19 protein-coding genes, 1 tRNA gene and 1 pseudogene are annotated in these 26,321 nt (G+C 74.2%); 13 read left to right on the top strand and 8 right to left on the bottom strand.

From position 1 onward, the window contains the following. Positions 1–369 precede the first annotated feature (369 nt). Together ACGRHY_RS01840 and ACGRHY_RS01835 are read left to right on the top strand one after the other, a co-directional pair. The gene (locus tag ACGRHY_RS01840; RefSeq protein ID WP_394633624.1) at positions 370–1,866 is read left to right on the top strand and encodes a glutamate-cysteine ligase family protein; all 1,497 of its coding nucleotides are present in this window, start codon (positions 370–372) and stop codon (positions 1,864–1,866) included. A 269-nt stretch (positions 1,867–2,135) separates the two neighbouring features. Beyond that, positions 2,136–2,906 (top strand): CPBP family intramembrane glutamic endopeptidase, encoded by a 771-nt coding sequence (locus tag ACGRHY_RS01835; protein WP_394637888.1) that lies wholly within the window; start codon positions 2,136–2,138, stop codon positions 2,904–2,906. Between the two features lie 50 nt (positions 2,907–2,956). Here the strand turns inward: ACGRHY_RS01835 and ACGRHY_RS01830 are convergent, their stop codons facing one another. Further along, positions 2,957–3,787 (bottom strand): PhzF family phenazine biosynthesis protein, encoded by an 831-nt coding sequence (locus tag ACGRHY_RS01830; protein WP_394633623.1) that lies wholly within the window; start codon positions 3,785–3,787, stop codon positions 2,957–2,959. 294 nt (positions 3,788–4,081) lie between these two features. On the opposite strand from ACGRHY_RS01830, the gene selA reads away from it, so the two are divergent. From selA to ACGRHY_RS01810, 4 genes are all read left to right on the top strand, one after another. After that, positions 4,082–5,473, top strand: a complete 1,392-nt coding sequence (gene selA / locus ACGRHY_RS01825; RefSeq protein ID WP_394633622.1) for an L-seryl-tRNA(Sec) selenium transferase — start codon at positions 4,082–4,084, stop codon at positions 5,471–5,473. Positions 5,474–5,481: 8 nt separating this feature from the next. Next, complete coding sequence (selB, locus tag ACGRHY_RS01820; protein WP_394637887.1) at positions 5,482–7,287, top strand: selenocysteine-specific translation elongation factor; 1,806 nt, start codon at positions 5,482–5,484, stop codon at positions 7,285–7,287. Between the two features lie 78 nt (positions 7,288–7,365). Next, a complete protein-coding gene (locus ACGRHY_RS01815; protein ID WP_394633621.1) occupies positions 7,366–7,785 on the top strand; it encodes a hypothetical protein in 420 nt (139 codons plus the stop codon). Between the two features lie 109 nt (positions 7,786–7,894). After that, complete coding sequence (locus ACGRHY_RS01810; protein ID WP_394637886.1) at positions 7,895–8,449, top strand: DoxX family protein; 555 nt, start codon at positions 7,895–7,897, stop codon at positions 8,447–8,449. Positions 8,450–8,501: 52 nt separating this feature from the next. On the opposite strand, the gene ACGRHY_RS01805 is transcribed toward ACGRHY_RS01810, so the two are convergent. After that, positions 8,502–8,594 (bottom strand) — tRNA-Sec (locus ACGRHY_RS01805). Between the two features lie 194 nt (positions 8,595–8,788). Between ACGRHY_RS01805 and selD the strand changes: the two genes are divergently transcribed. Beyond that, complete coding sequence (gene selD, locus ACGRHY_RS01800; protein ID WP_394637885.1) at positions 8,789–9,799, top strand: selenide, water dikinase SelD; 1,011 nt, start codon at positions 8,789–8,791, stop codon at positions 9,797–9,799. Between the two features lie 72 nt (positions 9,800–9,871). Here selD and fdh read toward each other — a convergent pair whose 3' ends face one another. The 3 genes from fdh to ACGRHY_RS01785 all read right to left on the bottom strand — a co-directional run bounded on the left by fdh (position 9,872) and on the right by ACGRHY_RS01785 (position 15,473). Then, entirely contained in the window at positions 9,872–13,156 is a 3,285-nt protein-coding gene (gene fdh, locus ACGRHY_RS01795; RefSeq protein WP_394633620.1) for a formate dehydrogenase, read from the bottom strand. Positions 13,157–13,290: 134 nt separating this feature from the next. Further along, positions 13,291–14,418, bottom strand: coding sequence for an NrfD/PsrC family molybdoenzyme membrane anchor subunit (nrfD, locus tag ACGRHY_RS01790; RefSeq protein WP_394633619.1), 1,128 nt, complete (start codon positions 14,416–14,418; stop codon positions 13,291–13,293). Beyond that, a complete protein-coding gene (locus tag ACGRHY_RS01785; protein WP_394633618.1) occupies positions 14,415–15,473 on the bottom strand; it encodes a 4Fe-4S dicluster domain-containing protein in 1,059 nt (352 codons plus the stop codon). Before ACGRHY_RS01785 ends, nrfD begins: the two co-directional genes overlap by 4 nt. 523 nt (positions 15,474–15,996) lie before the next feature. Here ACGRHY_RS01785 and ACGRHY_RS01780 point away from each other — a divergent pair. After that, positions 15,997–17,019 (top strand): DMT family transporter, encoded by a 1,023-nt coding sequence (locus tag ACGRHY_RS01780; RefSeq protein ID WP_394637884.1) that lies wholly within the window; start codon positions 15,997–15,999, stop codon positions 17,017–17,019. 90 nt (positions 17,020–17,109) lie between these two features. On the opposite strand, the gene ACGRHY_RS01775 is transcribed toward ACGRHY_RS01780, so the two are convergent. Further along, positions 17,110–17,790 (bottom strand): pyridoxamine 5'-phosphate oxidase family protein, encoded by a 681-nt coding sequence (locus ACGRHY_RS01775; RefSeq protein WP_394633617.1) that lies wholly within the window; start codon positions 17,788–17,790, stop codon positions 17,110–17,112. A 77-nt stretch (positions 17,791–17,867) separates the two neighbouring features. On the opposite strand from ACGRHY_RS01775, the gene ACGRHY_RS01770 reads away from it, so the two are divergent. After that, a complete protein-coding gene (locus ACGRHY_RS01770; RefSeq protein WP_394633616.1) occupies positions 17,868–19,208 on the top strand; it encodes an aminotransferase class I/II-fold pyridoxal phosphate-dependent enzyme in 1,341 nt (446 codons plus the stop codon). Positions 19,209–19,221: 13 nt separating this feature from the next. On the opposite strand, the gene ACGRHY_RS01765 is transcribed toward ACGRHY_RS01770, so the two are convergent. Next, positions 19,222–20,211: a DMT family transporter gene (locus ACGRHY_RS01765; protein ID WP_394633615.1), complete on the bottom strand. Its 990-nt coding sequence runs from the start codon at positions 20,209–20,211 to the stop codon at positions 19,222–19,224. Positions 20,212–20,284: 73 nt separating this feature from the next. Between ACGRHY_RS01765 and ACGRHY_RS01760 the strand changes: the two genes are divergently transcribed. Further along, positions 20,285–21,190: a LysR family transcriptional regulator gene (locus tag ACGRHY_RS01760; protein WP_394633614.1), complete on the top strand. Its 906-nt coding sequence runs from the start codon at positions 20,285–20,287 to the stop codon at positions 21,188–21,190. A gap of 23 nt (positions 21,191–21,213) precedes the next feature. Here ACGRHY_RS01760 and ACGRHY_RS01755 read toward each other — a convergent pair whose 3' ends face one another. Further along, positions 21,214–23,343: a prolyl oligopeptidase family serine peptidase gene (locus ACGRHY_RS01755; RefSeq protein WP_394633613.1), complete on the bottom strand. Its 2,130-nt coding sequence runs from the start codon at positions 23,341–23,343 to the stop codon at positions 21,214–21,216. Between the two features lie 234 nt (positions 23,344–23,577). Here ACGRHY_RS01755 and ACGRHY_RS01750 point away from each other — a divergent pair, with 234 nt between their 5' ends. From ACGRHY_RS01750 to ACGRHY_RS01740, 3 genes and pseudogenes are all read left to right on the top strand, one after another. Beyond that, complete coding sequence (locus ACGRHY_RS01750; RefSeq protein WP_394633612.1) at positions 23,578–24,462, top strand: IS5 family transposase; 885 nt, start codon at positions 23,578–23,580, stop codon at positions 24,460–24,462. Between the two features lie 127 nt (positions 24,463–24,589). After that, a complete protein-coding gene (locus ACGRHY_RS01745) occupies positions 24,590–25,300 on the top strand; it encodes a GntR family transcriptional regulator (protein ID WP_394633611.1) in 711 nt (236 codons plus the stop codon). 288 nt (positions 25,301–25,588) lie between these two features. Then, positions 25,589–25,693, top strand: a pseudogene (locus tag ACGRHY_RS01740) (HipA family kinase); the annotation flags it as partial. Between the last annotated feature and the right edge of the window lie 628 nt (positions 25,694–26,321).

Genomic DNA, 26,321 nt, shown 5'->3' with positions numbered 1-26,321 from the left:
TACGAAGATTGTTCAACCGGTGTTTCGGCTAGCCGTCCCGCATGTTACCGGCAAGAGGTCATCCGGACATTTTTCGGCAGCGTTTCGTCTGCGAGTCCTTGGCTGCCCGACCGCTGACCTGGAAAGCGGCTGACTATGCGGTCGTCCGTATCTCTTCGCTATTCCCTGCGGACGAGGCCCGCAGGCCCGATGTCAGCGGGTGGATGTCAACGAACCGAGGGTAGTGGCGTATCCCTGACGTATGACATGGGAATGTGCCCCGCGAAAGCCTGAATCCAGCTTACCGGACCTTCACTGTCGCACGGGGCGTTATCTCCCGCATCCGCGGGGCATCATCCGGTCACGGTTCACTCGAGGAGGGACGCGTCGATGGGCGAGAAGGTCGAGGCCGGCGGGTTCGCCCTGTCCGACCACCGGCTATACCGGGACAAGCTCCAGCGGTGTCTCCAGGGGCTGCGGCGACTGCTGGACGAGCAGCGCTTCGACCGCCCCCGCGATCTCATGGGACTGGAGATCGAGCTGAACCTCGCGGATGCCGAGGGGATGCCCCGGATGATGAACGCACAGGTGCTGGAGCGCATTGCGAGCCGGGATTTCCAGACGGAATTGGGGCAGTTCAATCTCGAAGTGAACATTCTTCCGCACCGGTTGTCCGGCCGGGTGCTGGACCAGCTCGCCGAGGAGCTGCGCACCGGTCTGGCCTATGCCGACCGCAAAGCCGCAGAGGTCGACGCCCGCATTGTGATGATTGGTATTCTGCCGACCCTCACCGGAGACGACCTGGTGTCGGCGAACCTCACCGCCGCGGACCGCTACACCCTGCTGAACGACCAGATCATGACCGCCCGGGGTGAGGAGGTCGTCCTGGACATCGAGGGTGTGGAGCACTTGAGGTACGCCTCGTCCTCCATCGCCCCGGAGGCCGCCTGCACCTCCGTGCAGCTCCATCTGCAGGTCACTCCCGGCCGCTTCGCCGATGTGTGGAACGCCGCCCAGGCCGTCTCGGCCGTCCAGGTCGCCGTGGGCGCCAACTCGCCCTTCCTCTTCGGCCGCGAGCTGTGGCGGGAGTCCCGCCCCCCGCTCTTCCTCCAGGCGACCGACACCAGGCAGCCCGAGCTGATCGCCCAGGGGGTGCGGCCGCGGACCTGGTTCGGCGAGCGGTGGATCTCCTCGGCGTACGAGCTGTTCGAGGAGAACAGCCGCTACTTCCCGCCGCTGCTGCCCATCCGCGAGGACGAGGAACCGCTGGAGGTGCTGGAGGCCGGCGGCGTCCCCTCGCTGGCCGAGATGACGCTGCTCAACGGCACCGTCTACCGCTGGAACCGGCCCGTGTACGGCGTCGTCGACGGGGTGCCGCATCTGCGCGTGGAGAACCGGGTGCTGCCCGCCGGCCCCACCGTCACCGACGTGCTGGCCAACACCGCCCTCTACTACGGCCTGGTGCGCGCGCTGGCCGACGACCCGCGCCCGGTGTGGAACCGGATGCCGTTCTCCGCCGCCGCCGAGAACTTCGACGCCGCCTGCCGCCACGGCATGGACGCCAGGCTCTGGTGGCCCCGCCCCGGCCGCGGCGGAGAACTGTCGGCCGTGCCCGTGGACCGGCTGGTGCTGGAGGAACTGCTGCCGATGGCCGCCCGGGGCCTGGGCGTCTGGGGCATCGAGCCCGGCGACCGGGACCGCTACCTGTCGGTCATCGAGGAGCGCTGCCGCCACCGGGTCAACGGGGCGTCCTGGCAGGTCGAGGCCTACCACCGGGCCCTGGAGGGCGGACTGGACCGGGAGAAGGCGCTGGCGGCGACGGTGCGGCGCTACTGCGAGCTGGTGCGCACCGGGGAGCCGGTGCACGGCTGGCCGGCCGGCCCGTGAGAACGCGGCCGGCCCGGAGCGACTCCGGGCCGGCCTCCGTGACCCCGTGACCCCTCTCCCCACCCTTTGCCGGGCCCGCCGCCGAAGAGCGGGAGCGGTGGGGCAAGCTGTGTCGTTCCATGTCCGGGGACGGACGAACAGCCAAGCAGGAGCAGGAGGCGCAAGTGCGAGCGGGCGTGCGCGACGAGGGACACGGACCGGGACACGGACCGGGGCGCGGACGGGAGCGGGAGCCGGGGAGCGGGGGCGGAGCGGCGGAGCGGCGGACGCTGGGCCGTGAGACGCTGCTCGTGCTGGCGCTGTCGCTGGGTGCGAGCGCCCTGTCGGCGCTCATCAGCTTCGTCGGCTCGCTGACCAGGCCCGGCGGCCTGAAGGACCAGGCGGCCCGGCTCAACGGCTCGTACGCCCCCGACCGGCCCTGGCTGGACCTGGCGTGGCAGCTGTTCGGCATCGCCACGGCCCTGGTTCCGGTCCTGCTCGTCGCCCACCTCCTGACACGCGAGAGACCGGAAAGGCCCGCAGGCGGCGCCGCAAGCGGGCCGGGACTGGGCGGGATCGGCTTCGACCTGCGCCGCCCCTGGTCCGACCTGGGACGGGGTGCGGTGGTCGCGGCGGGGATCGGGGGCAGCGGTCTGCTGCTCTACCTGGGCGCGCGGGCGAGCGGCCTCAACCTCACGGTGGTGCCCGAATCGCTGCCGGACGTGTGGTGGAAGATCCCGGTGCTGATCGCCTCGGCGATCCAGAACTCCGTGGTGGAGGAGGTCATCGTCGTCGGTTACCTGCTGCGCAGGCTCGACCGGTTGGGCTGGAGCCCGGCGGCGGCACTGGCGGCCAGTTCGCTGCTGCGCGGGACGTACCACCTCTACCAGGGGATCGGCGGGTTCGTCGGCAACGTGGTGATGGGTGTGATCTTCGTATGGCTGTACCGGCGGTGGGGGCGGGTCGGGCCGCTGGTCGCCGCGCACGCCCTGATCGACATCGTGGCGTTCGTCGGGTACGCGCTGCTGGCGGGCCGGGTGGGCTGGCTGCCCACGGGCTGACGACCCCCTGGCCCGCCCCCGTCCGGTGGTGCGGTGATGAGAGCACCGGCTCACGGCCCGGCCAGCAGCTCCCCGTCGATGACGGTCACGGCGTCACCCGTCAGCAGGGTGCGGTCACCGCGCACAGTGGTGCGCACCAGGCCGGTGCGGGCCGACGCCTGGAGACCGGTGAGGGATTCCCGGCCCAGCCGACCCGACCACAGGGGCGCGAGCGCGGTGTGGGCGCTGCCGGTGACCGGGTCCTCGTCCACACCGACGGCCGGACCGAAGAAGCGCGACACGTAGTCGTACGCACCCTGGCCCCCGCCCTCGCCCGAGGCCTGCGCGGTGACGATGACACCCCGGTGGCTCAGCCGCGCCACGGCGGCGAGATCGGGGGTCAGGGTGCGCACGGTCTTCTCGTCGGCCAGTTCGACCAGCAGATCGCCGACGTTGGGACCGGTGTCATGGGCGCAGAGCACATCGGCGCCCAGGGCGGCGTGGACGTCCTCGTTCACGGGGAGTTCGGTGAGCGGGGCGGTGGGGAAGTCCAGGGTGATCGAGCCGTCGGCGGCCGTCTCGGCGGTGAGGATGCCACTGCGGGTGGCGAACCGGATGGTGCCGGCGGCCGCACCGGTGGAGCGCAGTACATGGGCGGTGGCGAGCGTGGCGTGGCCGCAGAGGTTGACCTCGGTGACGGGGGTGAACCAGCGCAGCGCCCAGTCGGCCTCGGAGCTCTCGGGCAGCGGGCGGGCGTAGGCGGTCTCGGAGAGGTTGACCTCGGCGGCGAGTCTCTGGAGCCGGTCATCGCCGGGGAACGGCCCGGAGTCCAGGAGTACGACGGCGGCGGGGTTGCCCGCGAAGGGCCGGTCGGTGAAGGCGTCGACGATACGAATCCTCATGATCGGCAGCCTAGAAGGCCCGAGCGGCACCGGCCACGGCCAATGGCGGTCGGGTGGTCCGAAAGGAGCCCGGGTGGCGGGGACTGACCGGGCGAGGTGCGGGCACGTGCCGGAACGCGGCGCACGGCGGTGCGGCGCCACGGTGCCGGGCCACCGCGCGCCTATCCTGGCCGACGCCCCGCGCCACGCCGACAGCCGCCGTCACCCGTCCGCAGCCGCGCCGGACGGACGGTGGGGCGGGCGGGCGACGGCGGTCGGCCGTACCCGCACCGTGTCCCACCAGGAGGCCACCGGATGGACCGCGACACCGCGACGGAGGACGTACAGGCCGCGGACACGCGGACCGGGAAGGCCCCCCCGGCCGACGTGCGGCGCAGGCTCCCCCGTACGGACGCGGTGCTCGCCGACCCCCGGCTGGCCGAGGCCGCCCGGCGCCTGGGCCGTGCCCGGGTGAAGTCCGAGGCGGTCCGGGCCCTGGAGCGCGCCCGGGCCGGCGAGATCCCCCCGGAGTCCGTCGCCGACGCCGCGGCCGGGGCGCTGCCTCCGACGGCCGGAGGACTGCGGCCGGTGGTCAACGCCACCGGCGTGCTGCTCCACACCAACCTGGGCCGGGCTCCGCTGTCGCGGGCCGCCCGGGAGGCGGTGGACGCCGCCTGCGGCCCCACCGACGTGGAACTCGACCTGGCCACCGGTGCCCGCTCCCGGCGCGGCGCCTCCGCCCTGGAGGCCCTGCGCGAGGCGGTGCCGTACGCCGAGGCCGCCCATGTGGTGGGCAACGGCGCGGCCGCCCTCGTCCTGGCCGCGACCGCGCTCGCGACGGGGAAGGAGATCGTCGTCAGCCGGGGCGAGATGGTGGAGATCGGCGACGGCTTCCGCCTGCCCGACCTGCTGGTGTCCACCGGCGCCCGGCTGCGTGAGGTCGGCACCACCAACCGCACCTCGCCCGAGGACTACGCGGCGGCGATCGGGCCCGGCACCGGCTTCGTGCTGAAGGTCCACCCCTCCAACTTCCGCATCACCGGCTTCACCCGCTCGGCCTCCGTCGCCGAACTGGCCCGGCTCTGTCCTCCCGGCGTCCCCGTCGTCGCCGACATCGGCTCCGGGCTGCTGCGCCCGGAGCTGGCGCTGCCGGACGAGCCGGACGCCTCCGGCTGGCTGCGCGCGGGCGCGTCCCTGGTCACCGCCAGCGGCGACAAACTGCTCGGCGGTCCGCAGTGCGGCCTGCTCCTGGGCCGGGCCGGCCTCGTACGGAGTCTGGCCCGCCATCCGCTGGCCCGCGCGCTGCGCGTGGACAAGCTGACACTGGCGGCGCTGGAGGCCACGCTGCGAGGCCCCGCCGCCCCCGTCCACACCATGCTCCACGCCGATCCGGAGGGTCTGCGGGCACGTGCCGAGCACCTCGCCGCCGAACTGCGCGGCGCGGACGTCGACGCCCGCGCCGCGGACAGCGAGGCCGCCGTCGGCGGGGGAGGGGCCCCCGGCGTCGCACTGCCCAGCGCGGCGGTGGCGCTGCCCGAGGAGTACGCCGCCCCCCTGCGGCTGGGCGAGCCCGCCGTCCTGGGACGGGTGGAGGGCGGGCGGTGCCTGATCGACCTGCGCACCGTCCCGCCGGAGCGGGACGCGGATGTGGCGCAGGCCGTACGGCGGGCGGCCAAGACCGCCGCGAGCGGCCGGGAGCGGAGGTGAGGGGGGACGTGCACGTCATCGCCACCGCCGGCCACGTCGACCACGGCAAGTCCACCCTCGTCCGCGCCCTGACCGGCATGGAACCCGACCGCTGGGAGGAGGAGCGCCGCCGCGGCCTCACCCTCGACCTGGGCTTCGTGTGGACGTCCCTGCCCGACGCCGGACAGGTCGCCTTCGTCGACGTGCCCGGTCACGAGAAGCTGGTCGGCAACATGCTGGCCGGGGTCGGGCCCGTGCCCGCGGTCCTGATCGCCGTCGCCGCCGACCAGGGCTGGCAGCCGCAGTCCGGGGAGCATCTCGCCGTCCTGGACGCGCTGCGGGTGCGGCACGGCGTCCTCGCCGTCACCCGCGCCGATCTCGCCGACCCCGGGCCGGTCCGCGACGACGCGCTCGCCAGGATCGCCGAGACCTCGCTGGGGAAGGTCGAGGCCGTGCCCGTCAGCGCCGTCACCGGCGCGGGACTGGACCGGCTGCGCGCCGCCCTGGTCCGGCTGACCGCCGCTCTGCCCGAGCCCGACCGGGCCGCCGACGTACGGCTGTGGGTGGACCGCTCCTTCACCGTGCGCGGCCGCGGCACCGTGGTGACCGGCACACTCGCCGCGGGCACCGTCCGCACCGGCGACCGCCTCGCCCTCGCCTCCGACGGCCGGGCGGTGGTCCGCGTACGCGGGCTGCAGTCCCTCAAGGAGGACCGCGACGAGGTGGGCGCGGTCGCCCGCGTCGCGGTCAACGTGCACGGCGCCGGAGCCGACACGCCGCGGCGCGGCGACGCCCTGCTCACCCCCGGCCGCTGGCTTGCCACCGGCCTGCTGGACGTACGGCTGCACGGCGACCCGGCGGCCGACCTGCCCCGGAAACCGGTGCTGCACGCCGGCTCCGCCGCCGTTCCCGCCACCGTACGGCCGCTGGGGACGGACACCGCCCGCCTGACCCTGGAGCGCCCGCTGCCGCTGCGGGTGGGCGACGTGGCGCTGCTGCGGGACCCCGGGCGGCACCGGATCCCCGCCGGGATCACCGTGCTCGACGTCCGCCCGCCCCGGCTGGAACGGCGCGGCGCGGGACGGGCCAGGGCCCGCGAGCTGGAGACGGTGGCCGGCGCACCGGACGGCGCGGCCCAGGTGCGGAGCCGGGGGCTGGTACGGCGCACCGAACTGCTGGCGATGGGGGTGCGGCCCCCGTACGAACCCGTCACCGGGGACTGGATCGCCGACCCCGGACACTGGGCCGGGCTGCGGCGCGGGCTGGAGCGGGCCGTGGAGGAGCACGCGGCCCGCCACCCGATGGACCCGGGACTGCCCGCCGAGGCCGCCCGCCGCGCCCTCGGCCTGCCCGAACGCGCCCTCGTCCGGGCTCTGGTGGACGCGGAGTCCCGGCCGTCCCTGGAACACCGCGACGGCCGGGTCTACGGCAGCACCGCACGGCCCCGGCTGCCGCCCCGGGTGCGGAAGGCGGTGGACGCCGTGCGCGACGAGCTGCGCGCCGCGCCCTTCCGCGCCCCGGAGGCGCACCGGCTGGCGGAGCTCGGCCTCGGCCCGAACGCGGTCGCCGCGGCCGTCGCCGCGGGCGAGCTGCTCCGGATCGGCGACGGGATCGTGCTGCTGCCCGGCGCCGGCGACCGGGCCGCCGGACTGCTGGCCCGGCTGGAGCAGCCCTTCACCACCAGCGAGGCGCGCCGCGCCCTGGACACCACGCGCCGGGTCGTGATCCCCCTGCTGGAGCACCTGGACGCACGCGGTCTGACGGTCCGCCTGGACAACACCCGGCGCCGCTGCGAACAGCCGTCCGGACAGGCGGCCGGCGCACCGGACGGCTGACGCGCCGTCCGGTGCGCCGGCCGCACCGGCCCACTACGCTCCCTGCGCGAAGTATCAGCGCGAGAAGGGGGCTTGCCGATGTCCGACCACCACCCCGACCGCCACTTCGGCGATCGGTCCGGTGACGCGATCGGCGCGAGTACCGGTACGCGTGCGCGCGGGCTCATCAACGACGGGGACCCGCGCGTGGAGGCGGTCGAACGGCAACTGGGCCCGGAACTGGTCGAGCCGCTCCCTCCGGAGCGGCTGCGCTACCTCGCGGCCCTGGCCGTCGCCGTGTGCGACGAGCACGGCGACCGCGGCCGGCCAGTACGGCGCGGGGGACACGACGGGCGTATGGAGCGCACCCGCTCGGCCCACTCGGAGCGCAGCCGTGCCACCCGTGCGCTCGAGGGCGTCCTGGCGGGGACGTTCCTGCTCCTGCTGCTGGTCCTGGCCGCCTCGGTGGTCGCCGCGGTGGCCGCCGCCGTCCTCGCCCTGTGGCGCGCCGTGCTCTGAACCCGGGCCGCGGCTGCCCCGAACGGGCCCGGGAAGTGGTGGGGGCGCGGGGCATCGGCGAGGCTGGGTTCAGAGCACGGCGCGCCCCGAAGAGGTGACCTTCATGCCCATGCCCCCGATCGACCGCGGCGACCTGGGACTGCTCGTCCTCAGAGCGGGCACGGGCGGTGTCCTGTTCGCGCACGGCGCCCAGAAGCTCTTCGGCCGGTTCGGCGGACACGGTCTGGAGGGCACCCGGGAGGCGATGGAGTACATGGGCTTCACACCCGGCAGGACGAGCGCGCTCGCCGCCGGGCTGGCCGAGACCGGCGGCGGTGTGCTGCTGGCGCTGGGCCTGGCCACGCCGGCGGCGGGAGCGGCGGTCGCGGGCACCATGACGGGGGCTGTGTCGGTCCACGCCCCGGCGGGCTTCTTCGTCACCGAGGGCGGCTACGAGTACCCGGCCTTCCTGGGGTTCGTCGCCACCTGTCTGAGTGTCACCGGCCCGGGGCGCCACTCCCTGGACCATGCGCTGGGCCACCGCCTCAACCGCCCCTGGGTGATGGCGGCCGCCTTCGCGGCGAGCACCGCGGCCGCCGCCGCGGTCCTGCGCCGCCGGGCGGGCGCGCTCGGCAGCGGACCGGAGCAGGCGACGCCTCCCGGCGCGGGTCCCGTCCCGGACTGACGGCGCCTCCCGGACCGACGGCGCGTGCCGCTCCACGGATCCGGGCGGCCGGCGGAGGCGGATGGGAATCGAACCCACCTGCCCGAGATCCTCGGGCACCTCGGTTTTGAAGACCGGGAGGGCCACCAGGCACCCTTACGCCTCCATGCCGCCGGGGCACTCGTGCCCGGACGTGGATCATCCAAACGCCGCCGCTCGGGGGGAGTCAATCTCCTCCCGCGGCGTTTCGGCCGGTGACCGCGGGGCAGTCAGTGCCCCGACATCCGGCACGGGGGGCGGTGAGAGGGGATCGCGTTGTACACCCGGAACGAGACGGACGGCCACCGGGACAGCGGTGCGGTGGACACGCCCGTACGGCTGACCCGGTACGCGCACGGCGGCGGCTGCGCCTGCAAGATCCCGCCCGGCGAACTGGAGGAGGCCGTGGCCGGGCTGACAGGGGTTTCGCCCGCCGTAGAGCCCGCCGGCGAGCTGCTGGTCGGACTGGACACCGGCGACGACGCGGCCGCCGTACGCCTGCCCGGGCCGGAGGGCGGCCCCGCCGTCGTCGCCACCGCCGACTTCTTCACCCCCGTGGTGGACGACCCCTACCACTGGGGGCGCATCGCAGCCGCCAACGCGCTGTCGGACGTGTACGCCATGGGCGGCCGCCCCCTGGTGGCGGTGAACCTGCTGGGCTGGCCGCGCGGGAAGCTGCCGTTCGAACTGGCGCGGGAGGTGCTGCGCGGCGGGCTGGAGGTCGCCGGTCGGGCGGGCTGCCACGTCGGCGGCGGCCACAGCGTCGACGACGTCGAGCCCAAGTACGGCATGGCCGTCACCGGGATCGCCGACCCGGACAGACTGCTGCGCAACGACGCCGGGCGGCCGGGGGTGCCGCTGTCACTGACCAAGCCGCTGGGCCTGGGCGTGCTCAACAACCGGCACAAGGCCACCGGCGAGTTCTTCGCGCACGCGGTGGAGACCATGGCGGCCCTCAACCGGGAGGCGGCGCAGGCGGCCCTGGCGGCGGGCGCGCGGTGCGCCACGGACGTCACCGGCTTCGGGCTGCTGGGCCACCTGTACAAGATGGCGCGCGCATCGGGGGTGACCGCAGTGGTGGACTCATCGGCCGTCCCCTACCTGGACGGCGCGCGGGAGGCGGTCCGCGACGGCTACGTCAGCGGCGGCACCCGCCGCAACCTCGACTGGGTCGCCCCGCACACCGACTTCGGCTCCGCGGACGAGTACATCCGGCTGCTGCTGGCCGACGCCCAGACCTCCGGCGGCCTGCTGGTGGCCGGGGAGGTCCCCGGCGCGCCCGTGATCGGCGAACTGACCGCGGCCGGGGAGCACGCCCTGGTGATCCGCTGACGGGGCGCCGCCGGGGTACGGGCGGATCCCGCCGCGGGCGGCACGGGGGCGCCCGCCGCCCGCGGCGGGCCGTCACATGTCCCGGCCCGTCTCCCCGGTGATCCCCGACCGCACCCGGTACTCGCGCACCAGGTCCAGCAGTTCCGGCCCGCGCGGCCGCCGCCCCGGCCGGATGTCGCACGCCAGAGCCTTGGTCTCCTGGATGTGCACGTTCGGGTCCAGCGACACGTGGAGCAGCTCGTTCGCCGAGTCCCCGCGCGAGTAGCCGTTGGGGCCCCAGTGATAGGGGAGCCCGACCTGGTGCAGGGTCCGGCCCTGAACGGTGATCGGTGACACCCGGTCTGTGACCATCACCCTGGCCTCGATCGCGGAGCGGGCACTGATCACCGTGGCCCAGCCCATGTGCTCCAGTCCCCGCTCGGCCGCCAGTTCCGGCGAGACCTCGCAGAAGAACTCCGGCTGGAGTTCGGACAGGTAGGGCTGCCACCGCGACATGCCGCCCGCGGTGTGGTGCTCGGTGAGCCGGTAGGTGGTCGCCACGTACGGGAACACCTCCGAGCCCGGTTCCGCGCCGCTGGGCTGGTACCGGTTGACCGGGTGCGGCTTCCCCAGCACCCGGACGGGGTTGCGCTGCTGGCGGTGGAGCGGATTGGTGAACGGCGTCTCCTGAGGTTCGTAGTGCGTCGGCAGCGGCCCGTCGAGCAGGCCGGCCGGCACGTACAGCCAGGCCTTGCCGTCGGCCTGCATGATGAAGGCGTCGGTGCCCGACAGGGCGTCGGGGCCCTCGGCGTCTTCGGCCGGTACGTGGTCCGGGCGCCGCTTCTTCGGGAAGTCCGGGACGTCGTGCCCGGTCCACTGCCCCTGTTCCTCGTCCCACCACACCAGCGCCTTGCGCTCGCTCCACGGCCTGCCGTCGGGGTCCGCCGACGCCCGGTTGTACAGGATCCTGCGGTTGGCGGGCCAGGCCCAGCCCCACTCGGGGGCCACCCAGTTCTGCTGCTCTCCCGGTTTGCGGCGCGCCGCCTGGTTGACGCCGCCGGCGCGGACGCCGCAGTAGATCCAGCAACCGCACGCCGTCGAGCCGTCGCCCTTGAGCTGGGTGTAGGAGGACAGCGGCCCGCCCTCGGCGTCGAAGCCGTTGATCTCGGCGAGGACGGCCTCGGCCTCCGGTTCGGCGCTGTCGCCGTGGACCGGGTAGTCCCAGGTCAGATCCAGGACGGGACGGTCCCGCTCGTCGGTGGAGCCGGCCAGCTTCTCCCGGATGATCCGCCCGAGGTGGTACATGAACCACAGGTCGCTGCGCGCGTCCCCGGACGGCTCCACCGCCTTGTGGCGCCACTGGAGCATGCGCTGGGTGTTGGTGAAGCTGCCGTCCTTCTCGGTGTGCGAGGCCGCCGGCAGGAAGAACACCTCGGTGCGGATGTCCTCGGTGCGCAGCTCGCCCGACTCGGTCTCGGGGCCGTCCTTCCACCACGTGGCGCTCTCGATCAGGGAGAGGTCACGCACCACCAGCCAGTCCAGGTTCGCCATGCCCAGGCGCTGCATCCGGCCGTTGGCGGAGCCGACGGCGGGGTTCTCGCCCATCAGGAAGTAGCCCTTGCAGACCCCGTCCAGCTGGTTCTGCACGGTGGTGTAGGTGTCGTGCGAGCCGGTCAGGCGCGGCAGGTAGCCGAAGCAGAAGTCGTTCTCCTGAGTGGCGGCCGGCCCCCAGTACGCCTTGAGCAGGCTCACCAGGTAGTCGCGCATGTTGCCCCAGTACCCCCGCTTGCCCGCCTCGGCGTCGACGAAGGTTCCGAGGTCGGTGCCGGTGTGGGCGTGCGGCATGGGGATGTAGCCGGGCAGCAGGTTGAACAGCGTCGGGATGTCGGTCGATCCCTGGATCGAGGCGTGCCCGCGCAGGGCGAGGATTCCACCGCCCGGGCGCCCGATGTTGCCCAGCAGGGTCTGGAGGATCGCGGCGGTCCGGATGTACTGCACGCCGACCGTGTGCTGGGTCCAGCCGACGGCGTAGGCGAGCGCCGTGGTGCGGTCCCGGCCGGAGTTCCCGGTGATCAGCCCGCAGACCTTCTCGAACAGATCGCGCGGTACGCCGCAGACCTCCTCGACCAGCTCCGGCGTGTACCGGTCGAAGTGCCGCTTGAGCACCTGGAAGACGCAGCGCGGGTCGTTGAGCGTCTCGTCCCGCCGGGGCTTCCCCTCGCCCAGGTCGGCGCCGCCGGAGCCGTGGGACTCGCCGCGGGCCTCCTCCGAGAGCTCGTCGACGCTCTCGTCGGAGGACGCCCCGTGCTTCTCGCCGGTGTCCGGATAGCTCTGCTCCCGGTGTCCCGAGGCCGCCTGTGCCCGCATCCCCTCGTACTGCCAGGTGCTCGCGTCGTACGTGCGGTGCTCCGCGTCCAGTCCGGAGAAGACGCCGTCGAGGTCCTCGGTGTCCTTGAAGTCCTCGCGCAGGATCACCGGTGCGTTGGTGTACGCCAGCAGATAGTCGCGGAAGTACTTCTCCTCGCTCAGGACGTGGTTGACGATCGCGCCGAGGAACGCGATGTCACTGCCCGCGCGCAGCGGCACGTGGATGTCGGCCAGCGCGCTGGTGCGGGTGAACCGCGGGTCGACATGGATCACCTTCGCGCCCCGGGCCTTGGCCTCCATCACCCACTGGAACCCGACCGGGTGGCACTCGGCCATGTTCGAGCCCTGGATGACGATGCAGTCCGAGTTCTGCAGGTCCTGCTGGAAGGTGGTCGCGCCGCCGCGGCCGAACGAGGTCCCCAGACCGGGGACCGTGGAGGAGTGTCAAATACGTGCCTGATTCTCGATCTGTACGGCGCCCAGCGCCGTGAACAGCTTCTTGATCAGGTAGTTCTCCTCGTTGTCCAGCGTGGCGCCGCCCAGGCTCGCGAAGCCCATGGTGCGCCGCACCCGCTTGCCGCCGTGCTCCTCCTCCCAGCCCGACCGGCGCGACTCGATCACCCGGTCGGCGACCATGTCCATCGCCGTGTCCAGGTCCAGCCGCTCCCACTCGGTGCCGTACGGCCGCCGGTAGAGCACCTGCCGGGCGCGGGCCGAGCCGGTGGTCAGCTGGAGGCTGGCCGCGCCCTTGGGACAAAGGCGGCCCCGCGAGACCGGGGAGTCGGGGTCCCCCTCGATCTGGGTGACCTTCCCGTCCTCGACGTATACGTCCTGACCGCAGCCGACCGCGCAGTAGGGGCAGACGGACTTCACCACCCTGTCGGCGGTCTCCACTCGCGGTGTCAGGTTCGCGGTGTGCCCGCTGCCCGCCGCGGCGCCGCGGCCCAGCGGGTCGTCACCGGTGAGCTGCCGGTAGACCGGCCAGGAGTCGATCCAGGTTCGGATGCCCACGACTGCCGTCCTCGCTGAACTCGTGCCGCTGGTCTGTGGTGCGACCGCCCGTGCCGCCCCCCGACGGGGGCGGCACGGGTCACCCTGTCACCGGTTTTCCGGGGTACCCGGGGCCGTGCCCGCCAAACCGGCGTTCACCCCGCCGGTCCACCGCCTCCGCCGTCCGCGCTGTCCCCGCCGCCCGTGCCGCCGCCGGCGTGCTCGCGGCGGCGCGCCCGGGCGCGGGCGCGCAGCCGTTCGCGCTGGGGCAGGACGGTGTACCTCGGATCCTCCGCGGACGTCACGCCCGCGGTGAAGACACCGAACCGCAGGGCCGCCGAACCGGCCAGGAGGGCCGCGCCCGAGAGCGCCGCGGCCGTCCGGCTGCGCCGTCCGGCCAGCAGCCCGGCGGCCGCGCCGGCCGCGGTGAGGACCTTCGAGGCGCGCATCAGGGCTCCTGGCCTGCCGCGCTCCAGCGGCTCGGCGGCCAGGCCCATGCGGCGGGTCATCACCGCCGTGGCCCCCAGTTCGAGCGCGGCCCCGAAGACGGCGGCCCGGCGGGCCGGGCCGGCCTGCTCCACGGGAGCGGCGAGCATGCCCAGCCCGGCGGCCGCCGCTGCCCCCGAGCCGGTGAAGGCGAAGGGCAGCTCGCGGTAGCCCTCGTGCCAGGACGGTACGGCCGTGTCGGCGATCAGCACGGCCGTGTAGGAGGCGACGGCCGGGCCCAGCACCGCCGCGCCGACGGTGGCCGCCGCACCGGAGCGCCGGAACAGGCCGGCCACATCGGTGACGGCGGACACCCCGGCGAGCGGGCCGTAGGCGGCCAGGAGCCAGGACCCCATGCTCATGGGCGAGGTGGGCTTGGCGACCCGCAGCATGTTGTAGAAGCGCCCGGGGCGGCCCAGGTCGTGGATCAGCGCCACCGTGGAGGCGGAGACGGCCCCCAGCGCCCCGATCTTCGCCGACCGGGCCAGGGCGCGGCGCCCGGTGGCGTGTGCCCCGGCGGCCAGCAGCGAGGAGCCGCCGGCCAGGCCGCCCAGGAAGAGGTAGCCCGCGATGTCGAGGGCCTTCCAGGTGGGCCGGTTGAGGATCGGCATGCCGTAGTACGAGGTGAACTCGGCCTCGGGGACGACCGGCCGCTCCCCGCGCCGGCGCCTGCGCCGGTGCCTGCCGCCGCCCTGGCCGGTCGCGGCCGTCCTGCCGGGGTGCTCGCCGTCCGCCTCTGCCCCGCCGGGGCCGCCCGGGGCGACCGGGCCCGGCACGTTCGGCTCGGGGGTGCTCACCGGTGCCTCCCCGCGAAGCAGGCGGCCACCCCGGCGGCCATCGCCGCCGCCGCGACCGCCGCGTGCCGCCACATCGACGGCAGGTCACGGGTGGTCACCACCGGATCGGGCGGCAGGCCGTAGGCCTCCGGTTCGTCCAGCAGCAGGAAGAAGGCGCCGTCGCCGCCGACGCCGTCGTGGGGGTCCTCGCCGTACAGCCGGGCGTCGGGCACGCCCGCGGCGTGCAACTGCGCGACCCGGTCGGCGGCCCGCTCCCGCAGCTCGTCCAGCGGACCGAACTGGATGGAGTCGGTCGGGCACGCCTTGGCGCAGGCCGGCTCCATCCCCGCGCCCAGCCGGTCGTAGCACAGGGTGCACTTCCAGGCGCGGCCGTCGCCCTCGCGCTGGTCGATCACCCCGTAGGGGCAGGCCGGGACGCAGTAGCCGCAGCCGTTGCAGATGTCCTCCTGGACGACGACGGTGCCGAACTCGGTGCGGAACAGCGAGCCCGTGGGGCACACGTCCAGGCAGGCCGCGTGGGTGCAGTGCTTGCACACGTCCGAGGCCATCAGCCAGCGCAGCTCGGTGCGTCCGTCGGGCGCGATCGGGGAGATCTCGCCGGCGGGGGCGCCGGACCCGTCCCCGGCCGGGGCGCCCGGCTCGGGGGCCGTGGTGCCCAGGTGCCCGGCGGCGGCGAAGACGTCGAAGTCACCCATGCCTTCCGCGCCGCCGGCACCGCTCACGGGACCGTGCGCCACGCCCGGTTCCTGGCCCCCCAGGGGCTTGCGCTGTTCGATGAAGGCCACATGCCGCCAGGTGGAGGCGCCCAGCCCCTGGGAGTTGTCGTAGGACATCCCGGTCAGCTCCAGGCCGTCCTCGGGCACGGCGTTCCACTCCTTGCACGCCACCTCGCACGCCTTGCAGCCGATGCAGACCGAGGTGTCGGTGAAGAAGCCCACGCGCTGCGGGTGGTCGCGGTGGCCCGCGGCGCCCGCCACGTCCGGCTGCGCGCCGTGGAGCAGACCCCCCGAGGTGGACGGCCCGGTGTCCCCGGTCTGTGCGGCGGTGTCGGTCATGGAGCCCCTGTCTCCCTTCCGGTGCGCCCGTCGGCGGCTGTGCTGTCCACGAGTCCCCGGGAGACGGCCGGACGAAACGGGGCCGTCCGCTCCTCCGCCCGAGGAAGGAGACGCTGGGCGCCGGCCCCACTCTCGCCCTCGTCTCCGCGGTCGCCTCCGGCGCATCCGGCCCGGCGGCGAAGCCGCTGGTCAATGCCGGGCTCGACCCGCTGCGCGCCACTCCCGGGGGTGAGGGAGGGCGCGCGGGGAGCGGTTGTCGCAGGACGTGCCCGCGCCGTAGGGTGCGGGCATGCATTCGACCGTGCTTCCCCCGCCCGCCGCCTAGGGCGGGCCGCCGAGGAGAACCGCGCCGGGGCGTCAGCGCCGCCGCGCAGGTCATCGCTGCCCGCGTACGGGACCACAAGACAGCTTCCCGACATACGCGGAGAACTCACACGTGTCGAAACCCACTCCCGCCCTGTCCGCTGCCGCGCCCACCGGCGGAAGGGGTTATTCCGCAAGCGGTCCCGCTCCGGCCGACGGACTGTCCGTCGGTCGCGGGCTGATTTATCTGATCGTCGCCGGAGTCGCCTGGGGCACCGCCGGAGCCGGGGCCGCCCTGCTGTACCGCGCCAGCGATCTGGGGCCGATCGCCCTGTCCTTCTGGCGCTACGTCGGCGGTATCGCCCTGCTGCTGGCGTTCCTCCCCCTGCGCCGCACCGCCCGCGCCGCCCGCCCGGGCCGCCTGGCCCGCCGGGGCCGTGCGGCCCCGGCCGCGCCCGAGCCGCGGCGCCGCCGGGTGGGGCGGGTCGTCGCCACCGGACTGGGCCTGACGCTCTTCCAGACGGCCTACTTCGCGGCGGTCCAGGCCACCGGCCTCGCCGTCGGCACGGTCGTCACCCTCGGCGCCGGGCCCGTGCTGATCGCGCTCGGCGCCCGGCTGACGATGGGCGAGCGGCTGGGGCGCGGCGGCCTGGCGGCCGTGGCCGGCGCGCTGGCCGGTCTGACGGTGCTGTACCTGGGCGGCGACGAGACCACGGTGCGGCCGCCGGGCGTCGGCCTCGCGCTGCTGTCCGCCTCCGGCTACGCCGCCATCACCCTGCTGACCCGGTGGATGGGTCGCGACGGCGCGGGCGGCGACCCGTACTCCACCACTACCTGGGCGTTCGGCGTCGGCGCGGTGTGCCTGCTGCCGCTGGGGCTGGCCGAGGGGCTGCTGCCGCACACGGCCGAGGACCCGCTGCGGGTGCTGCTCCTGCTGGTGTACACCGCCGCGGTGCCGACGGCGCTGGCGTACGCGCTGTACTTCGCGGGGGCGGCGGTAGTACGGTCGGCGACCGCCTCGGTGATCATGCTCATCGAGCCGGTGAGCGCGGCCGTGATCGCCGTCGTGCTGCTGGGCGAGCGGCTGACCTCGGCGACCGTCGCGGGCACCGCGCTGCTGCTCACAGCCGTGACGGGGCTGGCGATCGCCGAGGCGCGGCTGGCCTCCGGGGCGCGCCGCACGGCCGCCTCGGGCGCGGGTGCCGGGGGGACCGGAGGCATCGGGGGCGGAGCCGGGGCGTGAGAGCCGGAGGGTGAGAGGCGGGCGCGGGCGGTCCCTCCGCCCGCGCCCGCCTGCGCGCACTCCGCCCGCTTCGGCCCGTCAGCCGACCCGTCAGAGCGCGGTGAGCGCGGTGAGATAGCCGGGCACGGCGGCGCCCGCGGCCATGTCCCCGGCCGGCGCGGGAGTGCCGTAGGTCCTGCGCACCGGCACCACACCGCTCCAGTGGGGGAGGGAGAGGTCCTCCGGCTCGTCGATCGGGCCGCCGGTGCGGACCTTCGCCGAGACCTCCTCCAGGTCCAGGGCGATGACGGCGGTGGCGGCCAACTCCCGCGCGTCGGCCGGACGCGAGTCGGCCGAGCGGCCGGGGACGGCCTGCTCGACGATGGCGTCGAGGGCGGTGGACCGCTCGGCGGGGTCGTCCACCCGGTGCGCGGTTCCGTGCACCACCACCGAGCGGTAGTTGACCGAGTGGTGGAAGGCGGAGCGGGCCAGCACCAGGCCGTCCAGATGCGTCACCGTCAGGCAGACGGGCAGCCCCGCGTCGGAGGAGCCCGCAGCCCGCAGCGGCCGGGAGCCGGTGGAGCCGTGGACGTACAGGCGCTCGCCGACCCGGGCGTAGAGCGTCGGCAGGACGACCGGTGCGCCGTCGCGGACGAAACCGAGGTGGCACAGGCAGCCGTCGTCGAGGATCGCGTGCACCAGTTCGCGGTCGTACGCCGCGCGCTCGCGGCTGCGGGTGGGAACGGTGCGCTCGGTCGGGGTGTACGCGTCCCTGGGGGCGGTGGTGGACATGGTGTTCGACTCTCTCTCGTCCGTGGCGGCGGGACGCCGACTTGCTCCCTTTATTGCACTAGTTCATAGTGTGCTTTGTGCTAGGAGAATATCGGATCGAGGGGCGGCGTGCGGCCGAGATCGCCGCCAGTGTGGAACGAGGGGTCGGCTCGGGGGAGTTGGAGCCGGGCGGACTGCTGCCTCCCATGCGGGGGCTGGCGGCGGAGCTGGGTGTGAACCCCAACACGGTCGCCGCCGCCTACCGCACCCTGCGCGAGCGCGGGGTGATCGAGACGGCCGGACGGCGCGGCAGCCGGGTGCGCCCGCGCCCGGCCACCACCGCCCGCGAGGCGATCGGCGTCGAGGCGCCCGAGGGCGTGCGCGACATCTCCACGGGCGACCCGGACCCGGCGCTGCTGCCCGCGCTGAACGCCGCGCTCGCCGCCGCCGCACGGCGCCACGAGCGGCACCCGACGCTCTACGGCGCCCCAGGGCTCACCGACGACCTGCTCCGGCTGGCGCGTGCGGCCTTCGACGCCGACGCGGTGCCGCCCGGCCCCGTCGCCGCGACCTCCGGATCGCTGGACGCCGTCGAACGGGTGCTGGCGGCCCATCTGAAGCCCGGCGACGCGGTCGCCGTGGAGGACCCGGGGTGGGGAAGCCTGCTCGACCTCGTTCCGGCGCTGGGCCTGCGGACGCTCCCGGTCGCCCTGGACGACGACGGCCCGCTGCCCCGGTCGGTCGAACGGGCGCTGCGGCAGGGCGCGCGGGCTCTGATCGTCACCGACCGGGCCCACAACCCCACCGGCGCCGCCGTCTCCGCGCCGCGCGCCCGCGAACTGCGCCGCGTCCTGGCCGCACACCCCCGCGTACTGCTGATCGAGGACGACCACGGGCACGGCATCGTCGACCTGCCCCTGCATCCGCTGGCGGGCGGGGACGGCCCGACCGACCACTGGGTGCTGGTGCGCTCCACTGCCAAGGCGTACGGCCCCGACCTGAGGCTGGCCGTGCTGACCGGTGACGCGGTCACCGTCGACCGGGTGCGCGGACGGCAGCGGCTGGGGCCCGGCTGGGTCAGCCATCTGCTCCAGCACACCGTCACCTCCCTGTGGGAGAGCCGGGCCATCGACCCCGCCGAGGTGGCCGGCTCCTACGGCCGCCGCCGCACCGCGCTGCTCGACGCGCTCTCCGCGCGCGGGATCGAGGCGCACGGCCGCAGCGGGATGAACGTGTGGGTGCCGGTGCCCGACGAGACCGGCCCGGTCGCCCGGCTGCTGCGGGCCGGCTGGGCCGTCGCCCCCGGGGCCCGCTTCCGGATCGCCTCACCGCCCGGCGTCCGGCTGACCGTCTCGGCCCTGTCCGAGGACGAGGCCGGGCCGGTCGCCGACGCGGTGGCGGCGGCGGTCCGGCCCGGCGAGGCGCGGCGGTACGGCTGAACCGTACCGCCTGTCACGGCCGTGCGCTCCGCGTCCGGCTCTGCGTGAGGGCCGCGCCGACGAGCACGATCAGCGCGCCGGCGGGGGTGCTCCAGGCCAGGTGCTCGTCCAGCAGTGCCACTCCGGCCGCCGTGGCGATCACGGGGATGAAGTACGTCACCAAGGTGGCCGTGGTCGGCCCCACCTCCGCCACCAGCCCGTACTGCAGCAGGAAGGCGACCCCGGTGCCCAGTGCGCCCAGTGCCGCGACCGCCAGCAGCGGCCCGGTGGGGAACGAGGCCGGGAAGGAGGTGAACAGCGGGGTGACCACGGCCAGTTGGAGAGTGCCGAGCAGGAGCTGGGAGCCGGCCATCGCCACGTTGGAGCCGTCCGTGCCCGACAGCGTGCGCCGCACGTACACCCAGCCGACCGCGTAGCTGAGCGCGGCGACCAGCGCCATGGCCGTGCCGGCGGGATCCTGACCGCTGAAGCCCTGCCAGGCGCCGAGCACGGTCAGGACGCCCGCGAAGCCGATGCCGAGCCCGGCGACCCGGCGCCGGGTGGGCCGGTCGTCGGAGAGGGCGGCCAGGGAGAGCAGCATGCCCCACAGCGGAGTGGTGGCGTTGCAGATGCCCGCCAGGGTGGAGGAGATGGTCAGCTCGGCGTAGGAGAAGAGAGTGAAGGGCAGCGCGTTCAGCAGGAACGCCGCGACCGCCAGATGCCCCCAGGTGCGCGGGCCCCGCGGCAGCCGCTCACGCCGTACCAGCAGCACCGCGCCCAGGACGGCAGTGCCGAACACCAGGCGTCCGAGGGTGACCTGGAGCGGGGCGAAGCCGTGGGTGCCGACCTTGATCAGCAGGAAGCTGAAGCCCCAGATCAGGCTCAGGGCGGCGAAGCGGATGCGCCAGTCGACCGCGGGCGGACGGCGGGCGGACGGGAGACCCGGGGCAGTCCCGGCGACCGGGGCGGTGGGGCCGGGGGAGCCGGGGACCGGCACGGCGCCGGCGGGAGCGGAGGCGGACATACGCCAACGATCGCGCCTTCAACGATTAAGGACAAGCGAGAAGTCCTGGAGTGGATCGCTTAGCATCGCTTACATGTTGAATCTGGACCGGCTCCGCATCCTCCATGCCGTCGCCCGTCACGGCTCGGTGAGCGGCGCGGCCGAGGGGCTGCACGTCACCACCTCGGCCGTCTCCCAGCAGATGGCCAAACTGGAGCGCGAGACCGGTCAGCAGCTGCTCGCCAGGAACGGCCGCGGCATCCGGCTCACCGACGCCGGCCGCCTGCTCGCCGAGCACGCCCGGCGCGTGCTGTCCCAGCTCGAACTCGCCGAAGCCGAACTGGAGGCGCACCTCGGCCGGGCCGTCGGCGAACTGCTGCTCGGCGCCTTCCCCACCGCCGCCCGGGGGCTGTTCCCCGCCGCCCTGGCCGCGCTGCGCGCCGACCATCCCCAACTGCGCCCCCGGATGCGGGAGATGGAGCCCGAGGAGTCGGTGCGGGCACTGGTGCGCGGGGACATCGACCTCGCGGTCGTCCTGGACTGGTACAACCGACCTCTGTCCCTGCCCGGCGGACTGGCCAAGGAACCGCTCCTGGACGACCCGGCCGATGTGGCGATGCCCGCCGGACACCCCCGCGCCGGGGCCCGGTGGGTGGAGCTGGCGGACTTCGCGGACGACGAGTGGATCTCCTGGCCCGGGGGCGAGTTCTGCCACGACTGGCTGCTGTTCACCCTGCGCGGCCAGGGCATCGAACCCAGACTGTGCCACACGGCCGGTGAGCACCACACCCAGCTCGCCCTGGTCGGTGCCGGGCTCGGGGTCGCCGTCGCACCCCGCCTCGGCCGCGGACCGCTGCCCGGGGGAGTGGCCGTCGCCCCCGTGCGGCACCCGATGAAGCGGCACGTCTACGCGGTCTGGCGGGAGGACGCCGACCGCAGGCCGTCCATCCGGGCGGCGGTGGAGGCGCTGCGCACGGCCGCGGACGGTATCGGCGGCTGACGCGGAGGCCGCCCGCCCGACCGTCACCCGGTCCCGGTCCCGAGCGCGTTGCGCAGGAAGCCGAGCTCGAAACCGAGCAGCCGCTCGGCGACCGTCCCGTCGCCGCCGGTGTGCCCCGCGCCGGACAGCGGCAGCACCGTGTGCTCGCGCCCGGCGGCCAGCAGCGCCGCCGACAGCCGCAACGTGTGCGCGAAGGCCACGTTGTCGTCGGAGGTGCCGTGCACCAGCAGCAGCGGACGGCGCAGCCGGGGGGCGTCGCGCAGCAGCGAGGAGCGCTCGTAGTTCTCCGGCTCCCGATCCGGATGGCCCAGATAGCGCTCCTTCCAGTGCGTGTCGTACATCCGCTGGTCGGCGGGGGCCGCTCCGGCGACCGCGGCGTGGAAGACCTCCGGGTGGCGCAGCACGGCCGCGGCGGCGAGCGTGCCCCCGAAGGACCAGCCGCGGATCGCCACCCGGCCCGCGTCCAGGTACGGATGCTCGGCCACCGCCGCGTGCAGGGCGTCGATCTGGTCCTCCAGCGCGGGGGTGAGCTGGTCGCCGCGGATCTCCTTCTCCCACGCCGGCCCCCGCCCCGGAGTGCCGCGCCCGTCGGTGACCAGCACGGCGAAGCCCTGCTCGGCGAACCACTGGGCCACACAAGCCCGCCATGTCCGGGCCCGCACCACCAGTCGCATCCCCGGCCCGGCGTAGGGACTGAGCAGGACGGGCAGAGGACGGGCGTCCGGAGCCCCCGGGTCGTACCCCGAGGGCAGGAACAGCGCGCTGCGCAGCCGCCGGGTGCCGTGTACGGGGAAGAGGGGGCAGGGCGTCACGACGGGCTCCTCGGCCAGGGAGACGATCCGCCCCGCCGCCGTCCCGCCGCGCAGGACGGTGACCGTGTGCCCGTCCGGGGTCAGGCTGTCGAGCACCACGGTGCCGCCCGCCGCGGCGGCCGAGTGCACCCCGGGCCCGTCGCTGACACGGCGGCAGTCCGGCCCCGGTCCCACGGCCCACACATGCTCCTCGGCCGGGTCCCCGCACCCGGTGAACAGCACCTCGTCGCCGTCCGCGCCCAGCACTTCGGTGACCTGGAGACCCGCCGGGGTGAGGGCGTCGCCGACACGCAGTCGCCGGGTTCCGGCCGACTCCTCGGTCCTCACCAGCAGCCCCGAGGCGGTGCGGCACGGCGCGCCCGGCACCAGCTCCACCCAGTGCCGGTCGCGCTGCTCGTGCAGGACGCGGGTGTCGCCCGTGGCGGGATCGACCGCCAGGACCCGCAGCACGCGCTGGTCGCGGCTCTGCACGGTGACCAGTGGACCGTGGGCGTCCCAGTCGGCGGTCACCACGTACTCGAAGGCCGCGCGGTCCCAGACGACCTCGGTACGGCCGCCGTCGAGGCAGAGCAGATGCAGGGAGACGTCGGCGTTGGGCGTGCCCGCGGCCGGGTAGGCCATGGGGCGCGGCGGGAGTTCGGGACGCGCCGGATCGCAGACCCACCGCCGCCGCACCGCGGAGGTGTCCACCCGCGCCGCCAGCAGGGCCTCGCCGTCGGGCGCCCACCAGTGGCCGCGCAGCCGCCCCATCGACTCGGCCGACACATGGTCGGTAAGCCCGTACGCCACCCGAGGTCCCTCGGGGGCGGCCAGGCACCGGTCGCCGCCGAAACCGCCGCCGAAGCCGGTGACGTGCAGTGCGCCACCGGTGACGTAGGCGACCAGCTCTCCGTCCGGGGAAGGCCGCGGATCCACCACGGGGCCGGCCGCCGGCACGGGGAACGGCGCGCCACCGCCGGTGTCCACCGCCCACAGCGCACCGCCGAGCGCGTACACCGCACGCCGCAGCTCCCGGTCGGCCGCGTACGCCACCACGCCCGTTGAACGCTCGCGGGTCCGTTCACGCCGCGCCCGCTCCTCGGGCGGGACCGGGCGTGTGCGGCCGTCCGCGCCGTGCGGGGAGGCCAGCAGCCGTTCCTCGCCGTCCTCCCACAGCCACAGCCGCCCGACGTGGTCGTCCCCGCCTCCGGTGCGGACGAACAGCACCCGCGCACCGTCCGGGGACACCGCCGGATGCCGGGGGACACCGAGCGAGAAGCGGCGGGTACGGGCCAACTGCCCCGGGAAGAGGGATTGTCCGGGAAGGGGTACTTCGTCGGGGGTCGCGGTGGTGGAGGACATGGGGCAGGAATAGCAGACGGCCGTCCGCACCGTCGTATCCGGTGCGGACGGCCGCCCGGGGGCCACCCCGGCGCCGTCCCGGTCTCCCTGCCGGTCCTCGGCGACGAACTCGACGAGGGCGAGGGCGTGTTCAACAGCCGTCGGGCTGAGAAAGTGTTGGGTAACTGATCAAAGGCGGGGTGTGGTCGCTGGGCGGTGCTGGCCGCGGGTGGGCCACCCGCCAGGATCACCGTCATGTGTGTCTGTGTCTGCAAGCCCGCCTATGACACCTCACTGACCGATGCGCAGTGGGCGGTGATCGAGCCGTTGCTGCCCCGGCGGGACCCGCGCCGGGGCGGGCGGCCGTTGAAGTTCCCGCGCCGGCAGGTCCTGGACACGATCCTGTACGTGCTGGGCACCGGCTGTGCGTGGCGGCTGGTGCCGCACGACCTGGCCCCCTGGGACGCCGCCTACCGGTGGTTCCGCGCCTGGACGGCGGACGGCACCTGGGACCGCGTCCACGACGCGCTGCGGGAGAGGCTGCGGGTCGCCGACGGGCGGGATCCGCAGCCCTCGGCGGCCGTGCTGGACTCGCAGTCCGTCCGGACCAGCGAGGGTGGTGAGTCGGTCGGGTTCGACGCGGGCAAGCGGGTGCGCGGGCGCAAGCGTCATCTGCTGGTGGACACCTGTGGTCTGGTGCTGCGGGCGGTGGTGCACTCGGCCTCCGTCCGGGACCGGGCCGGGGCCAAGCTGGTGCTCGGCGGCATCCACCGGCGCTTTCCGCTGCTGGGGCTGGTGTGGGTGGACGGTGGCTATGTCAACGCCGTCGACGCCCGGCTGGTGGGCTGGGCCGCCGAGCGGGAGAACCTGGAAGTGGTGGTCGTGCCGCGCAACGCGGACGTGAAAGGCTTCCAGGTGCTGCCCCGCAGGTGGGTGGTGGAGCGGACATTTTCCTGGCTGGGACGGTGCAGAAGGTTGGCCCGGGACTACGAGCGCAAGACCGCGCACGCCGAAGCGATGATCAAGGTGGCCATGATCCGGCTCATGGCCGCCCGGCTGGCCGGCGAGGACGTCGAACCGCACGGCCCGATCGAGACCGAGGCCGCCCGACGCCTCGCCGAAGACCTCAAGAACGAGTGACCAGCCAGTTACCCAACACTTTCTGAGCCCGCTGCCCGGTGGGGGCCGCAGGTCGCACCGGGCACGGCGTGAGTGCGGCGCAACGTGACATTTTATAGTGAGATCGCAAATCCACGGAGGGGGATCCATGAGCGAGCCGAAACCCCGGAAGCTCGTTTCGGTGCCGGAGCGCCTGCGCGACCAGGTGGCCAACGCCCTCCGTAACGCACTGATCGCAGGCGGACTGGAGCCCGGGGCGACCTACTCGGCCCCCACCCTCGCCGCCGAGTACGGTGTATCCGCCACCCCCGTCCGTGAGGCCATGCTGGACCTGGTGCGCGAGGGGCTGGTCGAGCCGGTGCGCAACAAGGGCTTCCGCGTAACCGAGTTGTCCGAGCGCGACCTGGACGAGTTCACCGAGATCCGCGCCCTGATCGAGGTCCCGACCGTCGGCCGTGTGACCGGATCGGCCACGCGGGAGCAGTTGGAGGCCCTGCGCCCCACGGCCGAGGAGACCGTGGCGGCCGCGCGTGCCGGTGATCTCATCGGCTACCTGGAGGCGGACCGCCGCTTCCATCTCGGCCTGCTCGCCCTGGCCGGCAACTCACGTCTCGCCGAGACGGTGGGCGATCTGCGCAAGCGCTCCCGGCTCCACGGACCCGCCGGGCTCGCGGAAGCAGGAACGCTGGTGGCCTCCGCGCAGGAGCACGCCGAACTGCTGGACCTCATGCTGGCCGGCGACGCCGCGGCAGCCGAGGAACACATGCGCCACCACCTGGCGCGCGTGCGCTCCAGGTGGGCCGCGAGTGAGCAGGACGGCGGGCGCAAGCGCCCGGCACGGAAACCGGGTACCCCCTGACCTCACGGAACCGGCACAGCCCCATCAGGTGGAAGGCGGGCTCCGTCTCCCCGAAGCGGCGTGCCCGTCCATGCGGCGGCTGCGCTGCGCGCGTACACGGCGAAACCGGAGGAACCTGCCCCCGGCCGACCGGCCGGACCGCTGGAGATGCGGAGGAAGCCGGGCGCCGACCGAAACTCCCCGGATTCTTCCCGGGGGCTCAGGAGTGGTTCCGGCGGGACCGCCGGTCCGGGGGCTTCTGGGGCCGACCGTGGATTGTAAGGTCAGCGCTTCCGATAGCCTGGGAAAATGCTTCCCGAAGTCACCGCCACGCGCTATGTGACGCCCCTGCGCGAGGGCGGATCGCTGCCCGGCATCGTCGAGGCCGACGACCTGGGCACCTATGTCGTGAAGTTGCTCACCCGGCGGCGCTGACCTGCGGTGATGTGGCCAAGCCCATGGCTGACCTGCGCGGATGAGTCTTTCGGCGTCTTTCCGGGCCGTGTCGCGCTGCACGGTCGATTCTCCCCAGGCGCTCCCCAGCGCCGCCGATACTCCCCAGATTCTCCCCAGGGAGTGCCGTCGTCACAGGCATGAGTGAGACGAGAACCGCCGCTGCCGCAGGCACGCTGAGTGACTGCCGCGGGCGGGCGTTCCGCCGGCCAGCCTTGAGGTGATCAGTTGCCGCGGAAGAGACCAGCGGATGCGGTGACCTGCGGCGACATGCGGTCGCAGGTCGCTGACCTGCGCGAATGGCCTTTCGGAAGTTTCACGCTCGTATCCGTTGATGCAGCCGGAAGTCCCAGAAAAGTCCCAGAGAACCTCCACTACCCGCAGCCATTTTTTCGGCTCCATGCAGGGCTTCGGGCGCGGTGTGGGCTGGTGTCTGTGCATCGGTGGTCCGCCCTGAACGAACTGCAACGCGCGCTTCTCGAACGGCTCGCGGCCGGTGAAGATCCCGCGGCCTGGGATCCGGGTGACTGGCGGTCTGCCTATGCTCTACGCAACCGTGGGCTTCTGAACGTCAGGCGCCGTGGCGGGG

This window comes from Streptomyces shinuiensis (assembly GCF_043660855.1).
Taxonomy (GTDB): domain Bacteria; phylum Actinomycetota; class Actinomycetes; order Streptomycetales; family Streptomycetaceae; genus Streptomyces.
The sequence above is the reverse complement of the archived record's forward strand: the minus strand, read 5'-3'. Positions and strand labels throughout refer to the sequence as shown.

Bases quoted from the DNA above. Each gene is read 5' to 3' on its own strand.
- ACGRHY_RS01840 (WP_394633624.1), top strand. From the start codon at position 370: ATGGGCGAGAAGGTCGAGGCCGGCGGGTTCGCCCTGTCCGACCACCGG.
- ACGRHY_RS01830 (WP_394633623.1), bottom strand. From the start codon at position 3,787: ATGAGGATTCGTATCGTCGACGCCTTCACCGACCGGCCCTTCGCGGGC.
- selA (WP_394633622.1), top strand. From the start codon at position 4,082: ATGGACCGCGACACCGCGACGGAGGACGTACAGGCCGCGGACACGCGG.
- ACGRHY_RS01815 (WP_394633621.1), top strand. From the start codon at position 7,366: ATGTCCGACCACCACCCCGACCGCCACTTCGGCGATCGGTCCGGTGAC.
- ACGRHY_RS01810 (WP_394637886.1), top strand. From the start codon at position 7,895: ATGCCCCCGATCGACCGCGGCGACCTGGGACTGCTCGTCCTCAGAGCG.
- ACGRHY_RS01785 (WP_394633618.1), bottom strand. From the start codon at position 15,473: ATGACCGACACCGCCGCACAGACCGGGGACACCGGGCCGTCCACCTCG.
- ACGRHY_RS01775 (WP_394633617.1), bottom strand. From the start codon at position 17,790: ATGTCCACCACCGCCCCCAGGGACGCGTACACCCCGACCGAGCGCACC.
- ACGRHY_RS01765 (WP_394633615.1), bottom strand. From the start codon at position 20,211: ATGTCCGCCTCCGCTCCCGCCGGCGCCGTGCCGGTCCCCGGCTCCCCC.
- ACGRHY_RS01760 (WP_394633614.1), top strand. From the start codon at position 20,285: ATGTTGAATCTGGACCGGCTCCGCATCCTCCATGCCGTCGCCCGTCAC.
- ACGRHY_RS01755 (WP_394633613.1), bottom strand. From the start codon at position 23,343: ATGTCCTCCACCACCGCGACCCCCGACGAAGTACCCCTTCCCGGACAA.
- ACGRHY_RS01750 (WP_394633612.1), top strand. From the start codon at position 23,578: ATGTGTGTCTGTGTCTGCAAGCCCGCCTATGACACCTCACTGACCGAT.
- ACGRHY_RS01745 (WP_394633611.1), top strand. From the start codon at position 24,590: ATGAGCGAGCCGAAACCCCGGAAGCTCGTTTCGGTGCCGGAGCGCCTG.